Raw genomic sequence first — 13862 nt, 5'->3', positions numbered from 1 at the left:
TGCCACCCGGCCACCGAATCACATCGTGAGGGTTACTCAACGCGATCTTTGCATTTCCGCACGCACGGTCGCCGCACCGTCGCCGTCAGGTGCACGCGCCCTTTTTGCTGGTTGCCCACCGCCACCGCAGATCGTGACTGCTTCCTAGGGCTCGTAGTGCTGGATTGCACCTCCTGACGAGAGGTCGACGAGGGTGTGGGCCAGGGAGCGGGCGTCGGCGAGTACTTCCTGAAGGTCCATGGTGGTGAGCTGCCGATCCCGGACGACGACCTGCCCCGCGACCAGTACGGTGACGACGTCGGCAGCGCGAACGGAGTACACGAGAGCCGCCCGTGGGTCGTGGAGCGGCTGGTTGTGCGGCGCACTGAGGTCGACGAGCGCGATGTCGGCCTGATAGCCCGGCTCGAGCACACCGACCCGGCCTGTCAGGCCCGCCGCCGCGGCGCTACCACGCGTCGCGAGCCGGAGCGTGTCCGAGAGCGTCATCCACTCGGCGTCGTTCTCCCGCTGCTTCTGGGTCAGGGCGACCATCCGGATCGCCTCCCAGACGTCGAGCGTGTTGTGCACCGCAGCCCCGTCGGTACCGACGCCCACACTGACGCCGGCCGACACCAGGCCCTTGACCGGTGTCACCTCCCCCATCGCGAGCTTCAGGTAAACCTTCGGGCAGGACGCGACCGCCGTACGCCCGGCGTACCGCTCAAGGATCGGTAGGTCCTCCGGCCGAATTCCACACCCGTGCGCGACCAGAACCCCGGCGTCGAGCACCCCCGTACGCTCAAGCACCCCGATCGGCGTCACCCCACTCTTCTCGAGCGATGCCCGCGTCTGCTCGTCGGTCTCCGCGGCATGCAGATGAATCCGAAACCCCTCGGCCCGCGCCACCTCCGCCGTACGCAGAAGATCGCCCTCCGACACCGTGTACGTCGCATGCGGCCCCAAACTCGCCGTGACCCGCGGATGCAGACCCCGCAGCCCCCGAGCCACCTCGAACGCCTCAGCGGACGCCGAGGTCGCCGATGAGGTGGACGAGGTGGACGATGAGGTGGACGAGGTGGACGTGGAGAAGAATGTCGGCGCGAGGTCGGCACGGATCCCTGACTCGATCGCGGCGGCGGCGATCTGGTCCGCGTGGAAGTAATGATCGACGAACGTCGTCACCCCGCCGAGCAGCATCTCCGCACACGCCAGCCGAGCCCCGACCCGCACACGTTCCGGCGTCAGGTTCACCTCCATCGGCCAGATCCGCTGATTGAACCAGTCCTCGATGGCCAAGTCCTCGGCCGCACCACGCATCATCACCATCGGACTGTGCGTATGCGCATTCACCAACCCCGGCACCGCCAACAACCCACGTCCATCAACCACCTCGCTCCCCTCGTACACGAACCCTGTCCCCGGAACCGGAGCCGACGACGGAGCCCGGAACGCGGACGGCGACGCGGATGCGGATGCCGAGGGACTGGATGTCCAGGTGATGGCGACGATCCGGTCATCCTGGATGTGAATGTCCTGCGCCTCGTCGACCCGGCACTCCCCCTGCTCGGGCACCACGAGCACAGAGACATTGCGAATCAAGAGTCGCGACATGTGTCCTCCTGCGAAGGCCGGCCGATGTACCGCAGTCTCCTCGGCCGGCGGTCCACCCGATGAGTACCGTCGGAATCGACGTGGAACGTGAAGCCGTGAGGCGTGGTCCATTCCAGTGTCTTGTCGTCGATACGGCGCACGCTCCATTCACGGGCATGGGTCTTCACTCGATGCCCGAACCGTCCCAGCGGCGCCAGGTTGTCCGTGCTGGTCTGCCCGGCCGGCCCGTGCGGGTCGTAGGGCTTGATGTGGTCCAGGTCGATGCTGTCGCTCGTTTCTCGGGTCCCGTACGGAAACAGTTCCACCGGGTACATGTACTTGACCCGTTCGCGGATCCGTTTGGGGATCTCGTAGGCGTTCACGCTGACGGCGTCGTTGAGATCGATGACCGGCTTCACTGTGTACGGGCCATAACCGATCAGTTCGCCCAGTTGTGAGGCGAGGAGCGGCCCGAGAGCTTCAACCCGCACCACACCAACGCCGGTCGCGAGAGTCCGATCGGTGAGGTGAACGACGACCTCGGTTTGTCCCGGCCGCGCCCGCCTCGAACGCTCTCGCCCAGAACCGACCCCCGCATCGGCATTGGCGTGGGCGTGGGCGTGAGTGGGGTTGGTGTAGGTGGGGTTGGTGTAGGCGTCGTGCTTGATCTGCGCGAGGCGGGCGGCCAACGCGCGAAGTGCGGCAGGATCCATCGCCGGACCGTCGGCAGGTTCGTCCTCGGATCTCGTCTCCGTGTCCGTCTCCAGGTCCGTCTCCGTGTCCGGATGCACGCCTGGACAGGCGCCTGGGCGTGGGTGATTGGTGGGTGGGTACTGCTTGAAGGGGTCGGTGGGTGGGTCGGGATCGTAGGGGCCGGTTGCTTCCAGCCACGGGTCTTCCGGCGGCCCGATCGGCTCTGCCAACTCGAGCAAGTCCTGCTCGGCGTCCGGTTCCATCGGGTCATCCGGTGCGATGGCCGGCTGGGGCTTGGCGGCACGGCCGGGGTCGGTGCTCGCTCCAGCCTCGGTGCTCACTCCAGCTTCGGGGATCGGCGCGTGCTCCGGGGCAGGCTTGGACTTCGTTCGCGCATCGGTGCTCGCACCGCCTGCTGACTCGAACCCTGAGCGCTGTTCGGACTCTGTGCGCTGATCGGACTCTGTGCGCTGGCCGGAGGCTGGGCTCGGGTTGGGCGTCGTGGTTGACTGCGGAGCGGTGCTTGGGGCGGGGGTGGTGAGGGGGCTGGTGTGGTGGCGGGCCTGGGCCAGCAGCTCGAGGGTGAAGCGGGGGTCGGACAAGATCTCGGCCGCGGCGGCTCGGCGGTGCTGCAGCAAGCGCAGATCACCGAGGGACTTGAGGGCTTCGGCGATGTCGCGGAACTTCGCGTTCAGACGGTCGACCGAAGCCGACGGGGCCACGATGCACAGGGTCTTGTTGCCATGGCCGTCGTCGCGGCTGATGAACACGCCCCGCTTGTCGGCCGCCTCCGCGGCATCCTTCGCAGCCAGACCAGGGTCCGCGGCCCGTTTCGCCGCGGCCACGATCTCGGCCAGCCGGTACGGAGAGATCGTGTCAACCACGTCCGCGACCCGGGCATCGACATAAGCCGCGGCCTCGTGATGCAGACGGATGCAGGTACGGACGATCTGACGGGCCTTCCACGGCGTCGCTTCACCGGACCGGATGCGGGCCCAGATGCGCGGGAAACGATGCCGCAGAGCGAGAGCGTCCGCGAGCAGGTCACGACCCACACCAGGAGAGACACCGACCACCATCGCGAACTCCGCGATCGCGAACTCCGCAATCTCAGGGCAACCGTCACCACCCAACACAACAGCACGCTCACGACCGTCATACGAACGACGAGCAGGGCGCGGCTCCACGTTCGACGGATGGTAGCGGTCGGCATAGACCTGGGCGCACTCCAGCAGCCGCGCGTCGGAACGGTTCGCGATCGCGCGGCACTCCGCGGCCTGCTCCAGCAGGTCACGCGTCGCCAGCACATCCAGATCGATCTCGAACATGCGTTCGATTCTACGCCACAGAATCTGCTTCGCCAAATCCGGATCGAGCTGTTTTCCCCTTATCCACAAGGGGAAAGTTCGCGTGAGTGGATCGTCGGAAACGTGTAAGGCGGGACTGTTCGCCGAGTCGTGAGTTTCGGTGCCGACGGAGTGCCTTGATCCACGATTCGCGGGCGGAGCGAGGGGCGGGGGGTGGAGCAACTCGATTCGGCCGATCGCAGGCCGCTTTCCTGATCGGGGCAGTGGTTGGGCGAACGGTGATACCTGTTGGTGTCAGGCGGTGGGCGGCCTGGCTCGAGACGCATCGGCTGCTGAGGTGTAATCCGCGCGGCGGTTCTGGACGCGGGCTACGCGTTGGTCGGTGCACTTGCAGAGCGGTGCACTTGCAGAGCGGTGCACTTGCGGAGCGGTGCTGTGCGGCGCACTGCCGTCCGGTGCGCTGCCGTCCGGTGCGCTGCCGTCCGGCGCGCTGCTGCTCGGTGCACCGCACGCCGGTCGCGTCGCCGGCGAACAGGATCTCCGCGCGCTCCGGCCAACGCCGTTCCGTGGAAGGTCGATGTTGTTCCGGTAGACACCCGCCAGCTTGACGTCGATCAGCGGGCGATGCGGATTGATGTCGCGATCGGATCGCGCAGTCCGGTGCGGGGATGCCGGATGGTGTGTGAGGGGGCAGATGGAGGTTGGAGAGGGTGGCGCGGGGTGAGATTTAGTGGGAACAGGTGTTCGAGTTTCGGGTAGGGTGGGGGTATGGGTGGTGAACTGCAGGGGTCGTTGTTCGGCTTGGTTGGGGAGCCGGCGGTGGGTGGGCTCGGTGGGGTGACGCGGGCCGAGTTGGGGCGGGGAGCCTGGGTTGACGTACTGCCGGGGTGGTTGACGGGGGCGGACGAGGTTTTTGAGCGGCTGGCTCGGGAGGTGCCTTGGCAGGCGGAGCGGCGGCAGATGTACGACCGGGTGGTCGATGTGCCGCGGCTGTTGTGTTTCTACGGGGAGGACGCCGCGCTACCCATGCCGGTCCTCGATGAGGCTCGGGATGCGTTGAGTGCGCACTACGCGGACGAGTTGGGTGAGCCGTTCCGTACGGCAGGGCTGTGCTTCTACCGCGACGGGCGGGACAGCGTCGCGTGGCACGGGGATCGGATCGGGCGCGGGAACCACGAGGACACGATGGTGGCGATCCTTTCAGTAGGTGAGCCTCGGGTGTTGGCATTGCGGCCGCGGCCGGGCACGGGGCTGCCGGGCACGGGGCAACCGGTCTCGTCGACCTTGCGATATCCCTTGGGACATGGGGATCTGATCGTGATGGGCGGCTCTTGTCAGCGCACCTGGGAGCATGCGATTCCGAAGGCCGCGGGGCATATGGGGCCGCGGATCAGCATCCAGTTCCGGCCGCGGGGTGTCAGATGAGGACGCGGCCGGCCGCTGGTTGATGGATGCCGAGCTTGGTGGCGACGTAGAAGCCGAGCAGGCGGACTCCGGCGGCTTCGCAGACTTCGGTGGCCGCCTGGGCCCATGCGTGGTCCATGGCCGCGAGCAGGTCGTGGTCAGGCCGTCCCAGCGCGACGACGAGGCCCGCATCGGGACTGGTTCGGAGGGCCTCGAGGACCGGTCGGAGCGCGGTCCGGAACAGCTCGGTCGCGGCGAGCCCGGCGAAGTCGGGTCGGAGCTCCACGGCCATCGCAGTAAGGAACCGGTCGTCCGGGCCGCAGACGATGGCGGTGATGCTGCCTTTCTGGCGGTCGCCGAGGGTGACCATCAGGTCGACGACGTCGGCGGCGAATCCAGGGTCGGTGAGTGGTCGGTCGTTCCAGGTGGGAGTCAGATTTTCGAAGCTCATACTTGAAAGAATGCCGCGATTCCGACCCCGGATCCGGGTTATCCACAGGGCAAAGTGGCCCATCAGTTAGCACGCTGAATGGATCTCCTCCACGGGCCGCTGCGTATCTAGGCTCGAAGTCATGAGCAACCAGATGCTGCCCCCGGCCGGTGCGCCCCGGGACCTCGCGATGGCGCAGTTGGCGAACTCGGTCGGCGACGGTGCGTTCGTCGTCACCTCGGCGTTGTTCTTCACCCGGGTGGTCGGCCTCTCGACCGCGGAGGTCGGGCTCGGCCTCACGATCGCGTGGCTGGTGGGCTTCCTGGCCGGCGTCCCGCTGGGCAACCTCGCGGACCGGCGGGGAGCACGCGGAACCGCGATCCTGCTCGCGCTCAGCACCGCGACGGCGGTGACCTCGTTCCTGGTCGTGAGGAGCTTCGTGGGCTTCCTCGTGGCCGCGACTCTCTACGCCTGCAGCCAGACCGGCCTCACGGCAGCGCGCCAGGCCCTGCTGGCCGGGCTCGTCCAACCGGCCGAACGGACCAGGATCCGCGCGTTCCTGCAGTCCACGGTCAACGCCGGTCTCGCGGTCGGCGCGCTCCTCGGGGGCCTCGCACTCCGCTTCGACAGCAAAGCGGCGTACCTCATCGTCTTCGCAATCGACGCGGTCAGCTTCCTGATCGCGGCAGCCCTGATCCGGCGCGTACCGCCGATCGTGACCACGATCCGCGCCAAGGGCGAGCCCCGGCTCGCGGTGCTGCACGACCGCCCGTACGCGCTGCTCGCGCTGATCAACGCGGTGATGCTGCTCTTCATGCCGCTGATCAGCCTGGTCGGACCGCTCTGGATCGTCACCCGTACGAACGCACCCAGCTGGATCGTCGCGTCGCTGATGATCGTGAACACCCTCGGCGTCACGCTCTTCCAGGTACGGATCGCCAAGGCTGTCAGGGATCTGCGCACCGCGACCCGTTCGGTCCGGTACGCGGGAGTCGCGATGCTGGCGGCCTGCGCCGTGTTCGCGACGACCGCCGCACACCTCAGCGCCCCGCTCACCGCCGGCGTCCTGGTCCTGGCCGCGGCGCTGCTCACCCTCGGCGAGATGAAGCTCGCGTCCGGCGCCTGGGAGATCGGCTTCGGCCTGGCGCCCGCGGACAAGCAAGGCCAGTACCAGGGCTTCTTCGGCAGCGGCCCCGCGATCGCCCGGATGCTGGGCCCGGCGCTGCTCACCACGGTGATCCTGGGATGGGGCCCGATCGGGTGGCTGGCGGTCGGTGCGCTGTTCCTGGGGACCAGTTGCGCAACTGGTCCCGCCGTACGATGGGCTGCGCGGACGAGGGCCGTCAACGAGGACGTCACGCCGTCGCTGGTAGAGGAGAACGCCGCCTGATGGAGATCCCCGGACTGGTTGAAATCACCACGCACGACGAGCTGCGCGAGGTCGTTCCGCCGCCCATCGGCGCAGCGGTCGCCAAGGAGCGCAAGGAGCTCCATGACCTCGACCTGCAGTGGCTCGGCGCCTCCCCGTTCTGCCTGATCGCCACCTCGGACGCCGACGGCAACTGCGACGTCTCCCCCAAGGGCGACCCGGCCGGTTTCACGAAGGTCCTCGACCGGACCACGCTCGCGCTCCCGGACCGGGCCGGCAACCGCCGCATCGACGGCTTCACCAACCTGCTGAGCAACCCGCACGTCGGGCTGATCTACTTCATCCCCGGCCGCACCGACACGCTACGGATCAACGGCCGGGCGCGGATCGTCAAGGAAGCCCCGTTCTTCGACGACATGATCGTCAAGGGCAACCGCCCGCAACTCGCGCTGCTGGTCGAGATCGAGCAGATCTTCCACCACTGCTCCAAGTCGTTCCTGCGCTCGCAGCTGTGGAAGCCGGAGACCTGGAACCCGGAGGCGGTGCCGCGCCGGTCGGTGATGTCGCAGACGTTCGAGCGCCCGGACGACGACCTCGGCAAGCTCGACGAGTACTACGGCAAGCAGTACGAGGACTCGATCTACAAGGTCAAGTACTGAACTACTTCAGCGGGCGCAGACCCAAGTACTCCGTGGCGACGATGACACCTGCCCGGCGGCCCTCTACGGTTTCGTAGTGTGACCGAACCTGTGGAGGTCCCGACCTTCGGGACCCGCGCGCGCCGCGTACTGCTGCCACTGGCGATCTCTGTGATCGCCGTGGTCGGCTCGTTCGGCGCGTCCCGCGGTGAGCCGGACCGTAGGGCCGCGGACTGGTTCATGGTGGTCCTGCTGCTGCTCGGATCCGTAGCGCTGTACTGGCTCCGGACGCAACCGGTGAGGGTGCTGTGGGCAACAGTCATCTCGACCCTGGTCTACATGCTGATGCAGTACGCGTACGGGCCGATCATCTTCGCGTTCGTGATCGCGGTGTTCACCACGATCCGTCTGGGGCACCGGCTGGCGGGCTGGGTCGGGCTGATCGCCCTGTACGTGGGGCATGTGGGCGGCCGGCTGATCCTCGGCATCAACGAGCAGGGGCTGTACCAGGTACTGCTCGTCGGCACCTGTTTCTGCGTACTGGGCTTCCTCGCCGAACTCTTCCGCGCCCACCGGGACCGCGTCATGGCGGCCGCACGTACTCGGAGGGAGGAGGAGCTGCGCCGAGCCGGTGAGGAACGCCTACGCATCGCTCAGGAGCTGCATGATGTCGTAGCGCACCACATCTCGCTCATCAACGTGCAAGCCTCCACAGCACTCCACCTGGTCGACAGACAACCTGAGCGGGCCGCCCCGGCGCTGTCCGCGATCAAGGACGCCAGTAAGGAAGCCCTGGTGGAGCTGCGCTCGATCGTCGGCGTACTGCGGCAGTCGGATGAATCCGCACCGCGCCAACCGGTCGCGGGACTCGACCATCTGGACCATCTGATCAGCCGTACCGAACGGGCCGGGCTGGAGGTTCACAAGAGTGTGCACGGCGATCCGCGGCCGCTGCCGACGGGTCTCGACCGCGCTGCGTTCCGGATCGTCCAGGAGTCCCTGACCAACGTCGTACGGCATGCCAGGGCCACCTCGGCGACCGTACGGATCCAGTACGGCGAGCAGGCTCTGGTGCTGCAGATCGACGACAACGGCGAATCGCTGGCCGCCCAGCCGAAGGAAGGCAACGGCATCTCCGGCATGCGCGAACGCGCCACCGCACTCGGCGGCACCCTCACCGCTCACCGGACTCCGACCGGCGGACTGCGGATCACGGCGACCCTGCCTCTGTAGATTTCCGGTGAGTACCGGCGCCCATCGCACTACCCGAGGCGCAGATTCTCGGTCGGGGTCAGGGCAGGCGGACGTGGGAGGGGTTCAGGTCGGCGACGCTGGAGACGCCGAGTAGCGCCATCGTGCGGCGCACCTCCTTGGTCAGGATCTCCGCGGCCCGGGCGACGCCGCGCTGGCCGCCGGCCATCAGCCCGTACAGGTACGCGCGTCCGACCAGGCAGGCGTCGGCGCCGAGGGCGATTGCCGCGACGACGTCCGCGCCGGACATGATGCCCGTGTCCAGGTAGATCTCCGCGTCGCTGCCGATCGCCTTGCGGACGTCCGGGAGGATGCGCAGCGGTGTCGGAGCGCGGTCCAGCTGCCGGCCGCCGTGGTTGGACAGTACGACGGCGTCCGCGCCGGCATCGACGACCCGGCGGGCGTCCTCGACGGTCTGGATGCCCTTCACGATCAGCGGGCCGTCCCAGATCGACCGCAGCCAGTTGAGGTCGTCGATCGTCATCGTCGGGTCGAACAGCTTGTCGAGCAGCTCGGCGACGGTGCCGTCCCAGGTCGACAGGGAAGCGAAGGTGAGCGGCCGGGTGGTGAGCAGGTTCGCCCACCAGGCAGGATGCAGCGACGCGTCCAGAACCGTCTTGACGGTGAGGCTGGGCGGGATCGTGAAGCCGTTCCGCACGTCACGGAGCCGGGCGCCGGCGACCGGTACGTCGACGGTCAGCATCAGCGCCTCGTACCCGGCGGCGGCCGAGCGCTTCACCAGGTCCTCGCCGGCGTCACGGTCCTTCCACACGTAGAGCTGGAACCACTTGCGGGCGTTCGGTCCCGCGGCCGCGACATCCTCGATCGAGGTGGTGCCCATCGTGGACAGCGCGTACGGGATGCCGATGTCCTCGGCGACCTTGACGACCGCGCTCTCGCCCTCGTGGTTCATCATCCGGGTGAAGCCGGTCGGCGCGAACGCGAACGGCAGCGCGGACCGGCCGCCGAGGATCGACGTGCCGAGGTCGATCTCGGAGACGTCGCGCAGGATCGACGGCTGCAGCTCCATCTCGGCGAAGAGCCGGCGGGCCCGGCGCAGGCTGATCTCCGCCTCGGCGGCGCCGTCGGTGTAGTCGAACACCGAGCGCGGCGTGCGGCGCTTCGCGATCGTCCGCAGGTCCGCGATCGTCAGCGCCTTCTCGAGCCGCCGCTCGGTCGCGTTCACCGTGACCGGCTTCGGCCGCAGCAGCGGCTTCAACTCGGACCATTTGGGCATCTGGCGATCGGTCATCACAACTCCCGGCTGATTCTGTGGTCGGACCACACCCTACCCTGTGGTCCGACCACACGGATACACTTGTCCAGGTGAAGAACTACGAGCTTGTTCTGCATCGGGTGGAGGCGGAGCTGGCCGCCGGGCGGTTGCGGATCGGGGGGCGGCTGCCCGGTGAGCGGGCGCTCGCAGAGCAGCTCGGGATCAGCCGGCCGTCGGTGCGGGAGGCGGTCCGGGTGCTCGAGGCGATGGGCGTCGTACGGACCGCGACCGGGTCCGGTCCCGAGTCGGGGGCCGTGATCGTGGCGGAGCCGGTCTCGCCGCTGACCGCCGTACTGCGATTGCACTTGGCAACCAACCATCTGCCGATGGGCGATGTCGTGCAGACGCGGCTGTTGCTCGAGTCCTGGTCGGCGCGGGAAGCCGCTGCGCGGGAGCTCGGGACGGGTGAGCTGAAGGTTGCCGAGGAGCTGCTGGACCGGATGGACGACACGGGACTGTCGCCGGAGGAGTTTCATCTGCTCGACGCAGAGTTCCACGTCGCATTGTCCGGGCTCGCGGGGAACGTCCTGATCGCGGCGGTGATGGCGTCGTTGCGGTCGGCGATCCACACATACGTGCTGGCCGCCGTACCCAATCTGCCGGACTGGGAGGCGACCGCTCTCGGGCTGCGGACCGAGCACCGGGCGATCCTGGCCGCGGTGCGCGGCGGTGAGCCGGAGCGCGCGGCCACGTTGGTGACCGCGCATATCCGTGGGTTTTACCAGGCGGCTCAGTTAGCACCGTTCGGAGGGGGCCAGGGCGGTGCGGCGGAGGCCGAGGATGACGATCGCGCCGACCACCAGGTGGAGTGAAGCGAGGCCGAGTTTTGCTCCGGTGCCGATGCCGTTCGTCAGCGGGCTGCCGAGCGAGGTGATGCAGACGATCGTGGCGACGACGGTCCAGATGTCGCGGGCTCGAGGGGTGCGGCGCTCGAGGATCGACAGCAGGGCCCAGCCGGCGAAGGCGACGACGATCGTCGAGATGACGACGGCTGGGGCGCCGATGTGCTGGACGCCGCCCTGGCGGGCAGTCAGGGTGAGGCCGGCTATCGGGGCCAGGATCACCCAGTCCAGGAGGGCTGCGACGGCGGCGACACCTACGACCGCGAGTCGGCTGCGGCCGGACCTGCGGCGCGGGCCCTGGACCGCAGACGTGGTGGCGTCGGGAGCAGCCGGGTAGGAGGTGTGGGCGCCGGGCGTGGTGGAGGTGCCCCGGTGCGCAGGGGTGCTGGGGATGTTTGGGGTTGGCATTTGGGGCTCCTTGGTGGCGGGGTGATGGGGTTAGCTTGGGACTGAAGGACGACGTGGGGCATCGGCCGTAGAGCTGGGATGGGGTCGCCGGAAGTCTGGGCGGCTTCGACTTTGGTTGGTGGTGGCGGAGCGCGGTGGGGCCTAGCCTCGGGGCATGGAGGACTTGTGTGCGCCGCGGAAGCCGCCGAGATCGGTGGAGATCACCGCGGTCGTGCTGATTGCGCTGATGGTCGCGGGAACGATCGTCGGGCGGCTGCCGGACCCGGATCACCGCAAGTTCCTGGTGCTCGACATCGTGATGGGGCTCGCCTCGCTCGCGGTGATCCCGCTGTCCTTCCGCCGGCCGGTGCCGGGCGCGCTCGTCCTCGCCGCCTTCGCCGCCGTCTCCCCCGCCGCCACGCCGCCGTCCACCGTCGGCACACTGAACGTCGCGTTCCACCGCCCGCTCCGGACTGCCATCCTGGTCGCTGCGGCCGGTACCGCAGGACACTTGATTCAGGGCCTGTGGCAACCGATTCACGGTCTGCCCTACCTGTGGTACGCGATCCTTGTGGTCGTCGTCCATGCCGCGCTGCTCGGCTGGGGTCAAGGTACGCAGGCGCGGCAGCAGCTCCTGGAGTCGCTCCGCGAGCGCGCCCGTCGCGCTGAGGCGGAGCAGGGACGCCGGGTCGCGGAGGCGCGGTCGCTGGAGCGCACCAAGATGGCGCGCGAGATGCATGACGTACTGGCTCATCGCCTGTCGCTGCTGGCGACGTACGCCGGTGCTCTGGAGTACCGGCCGGATTCGTCGCCGGAGAAGCTGGCCACGGCGGCCGGCGTTATCCGTACCGGCGTGCACCAGGCGCTCGACGAGCTGCGCGAGGTGATCCACGTGCTGCGGGACGAGGACGTGTACGAGGCGCGGCCGCAGCCGACGTTCGGCGACCTGGCCGCGCTGGTCGACGAGTCTCGCGAGGCGGGGACCAGGATCGCGTACGACGATCAGGTCGCGGACTTCACGTCGTTGCCGCCGGCAACCGGGCGGACGGCGTACCGGGTCGTGCAGGAAGGTTTGACGAACGCCCGGAAGCACGCGGCCGGGCACCCGGTGTCGGTGATGGTCGCGGGCGGACCGGGTGCCGGTCTGCGGATCGAGCTGACGAACGCGGCCTCGAACCGTACGCCGCTGGTGCCGGGCAGCGGGACCGGGCTGGTCGGGCTGACCGAGCGCGTCCAGCTCGCAGGCGGCACTCTGGACCACGGAAGGGAGCCCGGTGGCGCGTTCCGCCTCGAGGCCTCGCTACCGTGGCCTTCATGATCCGGGTACTCGTGGTTGACGACGACGCGTTGGTCAGGGCCAGCCTGGAGATGATGCTGGACGGCGCGAACGGGATCTCGGTCGTCGGACAGGCCGCCGACGGTGACGAGGTACCGGCCGCCGTCGACGCGCACTTCCCGGACATCGTGCTGATGGATCTGCGGATGCCGCGGGTGGACGGGATCGTCGCGACCCAACGGCTGCGGGCGCGCGCGAACCCGCCGGAGGTTGTCGTACTGACCACGTTCGACACCGACGAGAACGTGCTGCACGCGCTCCGCGCCGGCGCCAGTGGCTTCCTGCTGAAGGACACTCCCCCGGCGCAGATCGTCGAGGCCGTACGGCGGGTCGCGGTCGGTGACCCGATCCTGTCACCGGCGATCACGCGCCGGCTGATGGACCGCGCCGCCACCCAGGCCGACGCGCACACGATCGCGCAACAGAAGCTGCAGCGGTTGTCTCCACGGGAGTACGACGTGATGCTCGCGGTCGCTCAAGGCAAGGCGAACGCACAGATCGCGGGCGAGCTGTTCATGAGCCTCGCGACGGTCAAGGCGCACATCTCGCACATCCTCACCAAGCTGGAGCTCGGCAACCGCACGCAGGTCGCGTTGCTCGCCCATGACGCTGGGCTCGCATAAGCTCCAGCGCATGATCAAGGTGTTGCTGGCGGATGATCAGGCGTTGGTGCGGGCGGGGTTCCGGTCGCTGCTGAACTCCGAGGACGACATCACGGTGGTCGGTGAGGTCTCGGACGGCGCCGAGGCGGTCGTGGCGGCGCGGCGGGAGAAGCCGGACGTCGTGCTGATGGACATCAGGATGCCCGGCACCGACGGTCTCGAGGCGACCCGGCAGATCGGCGCGGATCCTGAGCTGGCCGACGTGCACGTGGTGATCCTGACGACGTTCGACCTGGACGAGTACGTGTTCGAGGCGCTCCGGGTCGGGGCGAGCGGGTTCCTGGTGAAGGACACGGAGCCGGTGGAGTTGCTGCAGGCCGTACGGGTGGTGGCGCGCGGGGATGCGCTGCTGTCGCCGGGGGTCACGCGGAGGCTGGTGGCGGAGTTCGCGTCGCGGTCGCGGCAGCCGCACGCCAGCAAGGAGCTCGACGTACTGACCGAGCGTGAGAAGGAGATCGTCGCGCTGGTCGGCGAGGGCCTGTCGAACGACGAGATCGCTGCGCGGCTCGTGCTGAGCCCGGCGACCGCGAAGACGCACGTCAGCCGCGCGATGATCAAACTCGGCGTCCGCGACCGCGCCCAGCTGGTAGTAGTCGCCTACCAAACCGGACTCGTCCGGCCCGGCTGGCTCGGTTGACCGTACTCCCGGAGGGGTAGGTCGGGTCACTCCTTGGGGGCGACGCGGTGAAGGTGGGTGG

The 13862-nt window shown here is 68.5% G+C and carries 14 protein-coding genes; 9 read left to right on the top strand and 5 right to left on the bottom strand.

Annotated elements, in window-relative coordinates:
* Positions 1–144: 144 nt before the first annotated feature.
* Positions 145–1590, bottom strand: coding sequence for an amidohydrolase (locus ACGFI6_RS31185; RefSeq protein WP_393124866.1), 1446 nt, complete (start codon positions 1588–1590; stop codon positions 145–147).
* Positions 1575–3626 (bottom strand): hypothetical protein, encoded by a 2052-nt coding sequence (locus tag ACGFI6_RS31180; protein WP_393124864.1) that lies wholly within the window; start codon positions 3624–3626, stop codon positions 1575–1577. Before ACGFI6_RS31180 ends, ACGFI6_RS31185 begins: the two co-directional genes overlap by 16 nt.
* Before the next feature lie 373 nt (positions 3627–3999).
* Here ACGFI6_RS31180 and ACGFI6_RS31175 point away from each other — a divergent pair, with 373 nt between their 5' ends.
* Together ACGFI6_RS31175 and ACGFI6_RS31170 are read left to right on the top strand one after the other, a co-directional pair.
* Positions 4000–4161, top strand: coding sequence for a hypothetical protein (locus ACGFI6_RS31175; protein ID WP_393124862.1), 162 nt, complete (start codon positions 4000–4002; stop codon positions 4159–4161).
* Positions 4162–4337: 176 nt separating this feature from the next.
* Complete coding sequence (locus tag ACGFI6_RS31170; RefSeq protein WP_393124860.1) at positions 4338–4994, top strand: alpha-ketoglutarate-dependent dioxygenase AlkB; 657 nt, start codon at positions 4338–4340, stop codon at positions 4992–4994.
* Here ACGFI6_RS31170 and ACGFI6_RS31165 read toward each other — a convergent pair.
* Positions 4987–5424 (bottom strand): hypothetical protein, encoded by a 438-nt coding sequence (locus ACGFI6_RS31165; protein WP_393124858.1) that lies wholly within the window; start codon positions 5422–5424, stop codon positions 4987–4989. The genes ACGFI6_RS31170 and ACGFI6_RS31165 overlap by 8 nt on opposite strands.
* Positions 5425–5545: 121 nt before the next feature.
* On the opposite strand from ACGFI6_RS31165, the gene ACGFI6_RS31160 reads away from it, so the two are divergent.
* From ACGFI6_RS31160 to ACGFI6_RS31150, 3 genes are all read left to right on the top strand, one after another.
* On the top strand, positions 5546–6793 hold the full coding sequence (locus ACGFI6_RS31160; protein ID WP_393124856.1) for an MFS transporter: 1248 nt from the start codon (positions 5546–5548) through the stop codon (positions 6791–6793).
* The gene (locus tag ACGFI6_RS31155; RefSeq protein WP_393124854.1) at positions 6793–7431 is read left to right on the top strand and encodes an MSMEG_1061 family FMN-dependent PPOX-type flavoprotein; all 639 of its coding nucleotides are present in this window, start codon (positions 6793–6795) and stop codon (positions 7429–7431) included. The genes ACGFI6_RS31160 and ACGFI6_RS31155 overlap by 1 nt, the downstream gene beginning before the upstream one ends.
* A 78-nt stretch (positions 7432–7509) precedes the next feature.
* Positions 7510–8643 (top strand): sensor histidine kinase, encoded by a 1134-nt coding sequence (locus ACGFI6_RS31150; protein WP_393124852.1) that lies wholly within the window; start codon positions 7510–7512, stop codon positions 8641–8643.
* A 58-nt stretch (positions 8644–8701) separates the two neighbouring features.
* On the opposite strand, the gene ACGFI6_RS31145 is transcribed toward ACGFI6_RS31150, so the two are convergent.
* Entirely contained in the window at positions 8702–9913 is a 1212-nt protein-coding gene (locus ACGFI6_RS31145) for an alpha-hydroxy-acid oxidizing protein (RefSeq protein ID WP_393124850.1), read from the bottom strand.
* Between the two features lie 74 nt (positions 9914–9987).
* Here ACGFI6_RS31145 and ACGFI6_RS31140 point away from each other — a divergent pair, with 74 nt between their 5' ends.
* On the top strand, positions 9988–10749 hold the full coding sequence (locus ACGFI6_RS31140) for a FadR/GntR family transcriptional regulator (RefSeq protein WP_393124848.1): 762 nt from the start codon (positions 9988–9990) through the stop codon (positions 10747–10749).
* Here the strand turns inward: ACGFI6_RS31140 and ACGFI6_RS31135 are convergent.
* Entirely contained in the window at positions 10672–11187 is a 516-nt protein-coding gene (locus ACGFI6_RS31135) for a DUF6069 family protein (RefSeq protein ID WP_393124846.1), read from the bottom strand. The genes ACGFI6_RS31140 and ACGFI6_RS31135 overlap by 78 nt on opposite strands.
* A 154-nt stretch (positions 11188–11341) precedes the next feature.
* Between ACGFI6_RS31135 and ACGFI6_RS31130 the strand changes: the two genes are divergently transcribed.
* The 3 genes from ACGFI6_RS31130 to ACGFI6_RS31120 are packed head-to-tail and all read left to right on the top strand — an operon-like array spanning position 11342 to position 13801.
* Positions 11342–12484 carry a sensor histidine kinase gene (locus ACGFI6_RS31130; protein ID WP_393124844.1) on the top strand — a complete coding sequence of 381 codons (1143 nt, stop codon included), beginning with the start codon at positions 11342–11344 and terminating at the stop codon, positions 12482–12484.
* Positions 12481–13125 carry a response regulator gene (locus ACGFI6_RS31125; RefSeq protein WP_393124842.1) on the top strand — a complete coding sequence of 215 codons (645 nt, stop codon included), beginning with the start codon at positions 12481–12483 and terminating at the stop codon, positions 13123–13125. Before ACGFI6_RS31130 ends, ACGFI6_RS31125 begins: the two co-directional genes overlap by 4 nt.
* 10 nt (positions 13126–13135) lie before the next feature.
* Complete coding sequence (locus ACGFI6_RS31120) at positions 13136–13801, top strand: response regulator (protein WP_393124840.1); 666 nt, start codon at positions 13136–13138, stop codon at positions 13799–13801.
* Positions 13802–13862: the final 61 nt, after the last annotated feature.

This window comes from Kribbella sp. NPDC048928 (genome assembly GCF_043197975.1).
Classification (GTDB): domain Bacteria; phylum Actinomycetota; class Actinomycetes; order Propionibacteriales; family Kribbellaceae; genus Kribbella.
Note: the sequence above shows the minus strand (reverse complement) of the source record. Positions and strands in the feature narration are given on the sequence as shown.

Bases quoted from the DNA above. Each gene is read 5' to 3' on its own strand.
- ACGFI6_RS31185 (WP_393124866.1), bottom strand. From the start codon at position 1,590: ATGTCGCGACTCTTGATTCGCAATGTCTCTGTGCTCGTGGTGCCCGAG.
- ACGFI6_RS31170 (WP_393124860.1), top strand. From the start codon at position 4,338: ATGGGTGGTGAACTGCAGGGGTCGTTGTTCGGCTTGGTTGGGGAGCCG.
- ACGFI6_RS31165 (WP_393124858.1), bottom strand. From the start codon at position 5,424: ATGAGCTTCGAAAATCTGACTCCCACCTGGAACGACCGACCACTCACC.
- ACGFI6_RS31160 (WP_393124856.1), top strand. From the start codon at position 5,546: ATGAGCAACCAGATGCTGCCCCCGGCCGGTGCGCCCCGGGACCTCGCG.
- ACGFI6_RS31155 (WP_393124854.1), top strand. From the start codon at position 6,793: ATGGAGATCCCCGGACTGGTTGAAATCACCACGCACGACGAGCTGCGC.
- ACGFI6_RS31145 (WP_393124850.1), bottom strand. From the start codon at position 9,913: ATGACCGATCGCCAGATGCCCAAATGGTCCGAGTTGAAGCCGCTGCTG.
- ACGFI6_RS31135 (WP_393124846.1), bottom strand. From the start codon at position 11,187: ATGCCAACCCCAAACATCCCCAGCACCCCTGCGCACCGGGGCACCTCC.
- ACGFI6_RS31130 (WP_393124844.1), top strand. From the start codon at position 11,342: ATGGAGGACTTGTGTGCGCCGCGGAAGCCGCCGAGATCGGTGGAGATC.
- ACGFI6_RS31125 (WP_393124842.1), top strand. From the start codon at position 12,481: ATGATCCGGGTACTCGTGGTTGACGACGACGCGTTGGTCAGGGCCAGC.
- ACGFI6_RS31120 (WP_393124840.1), top strand. From the start codon at position 13,136: ATGATCAAGGTGTTGCTGGCGGATGATCAGGCGTTGGTGCGGGCGGGG.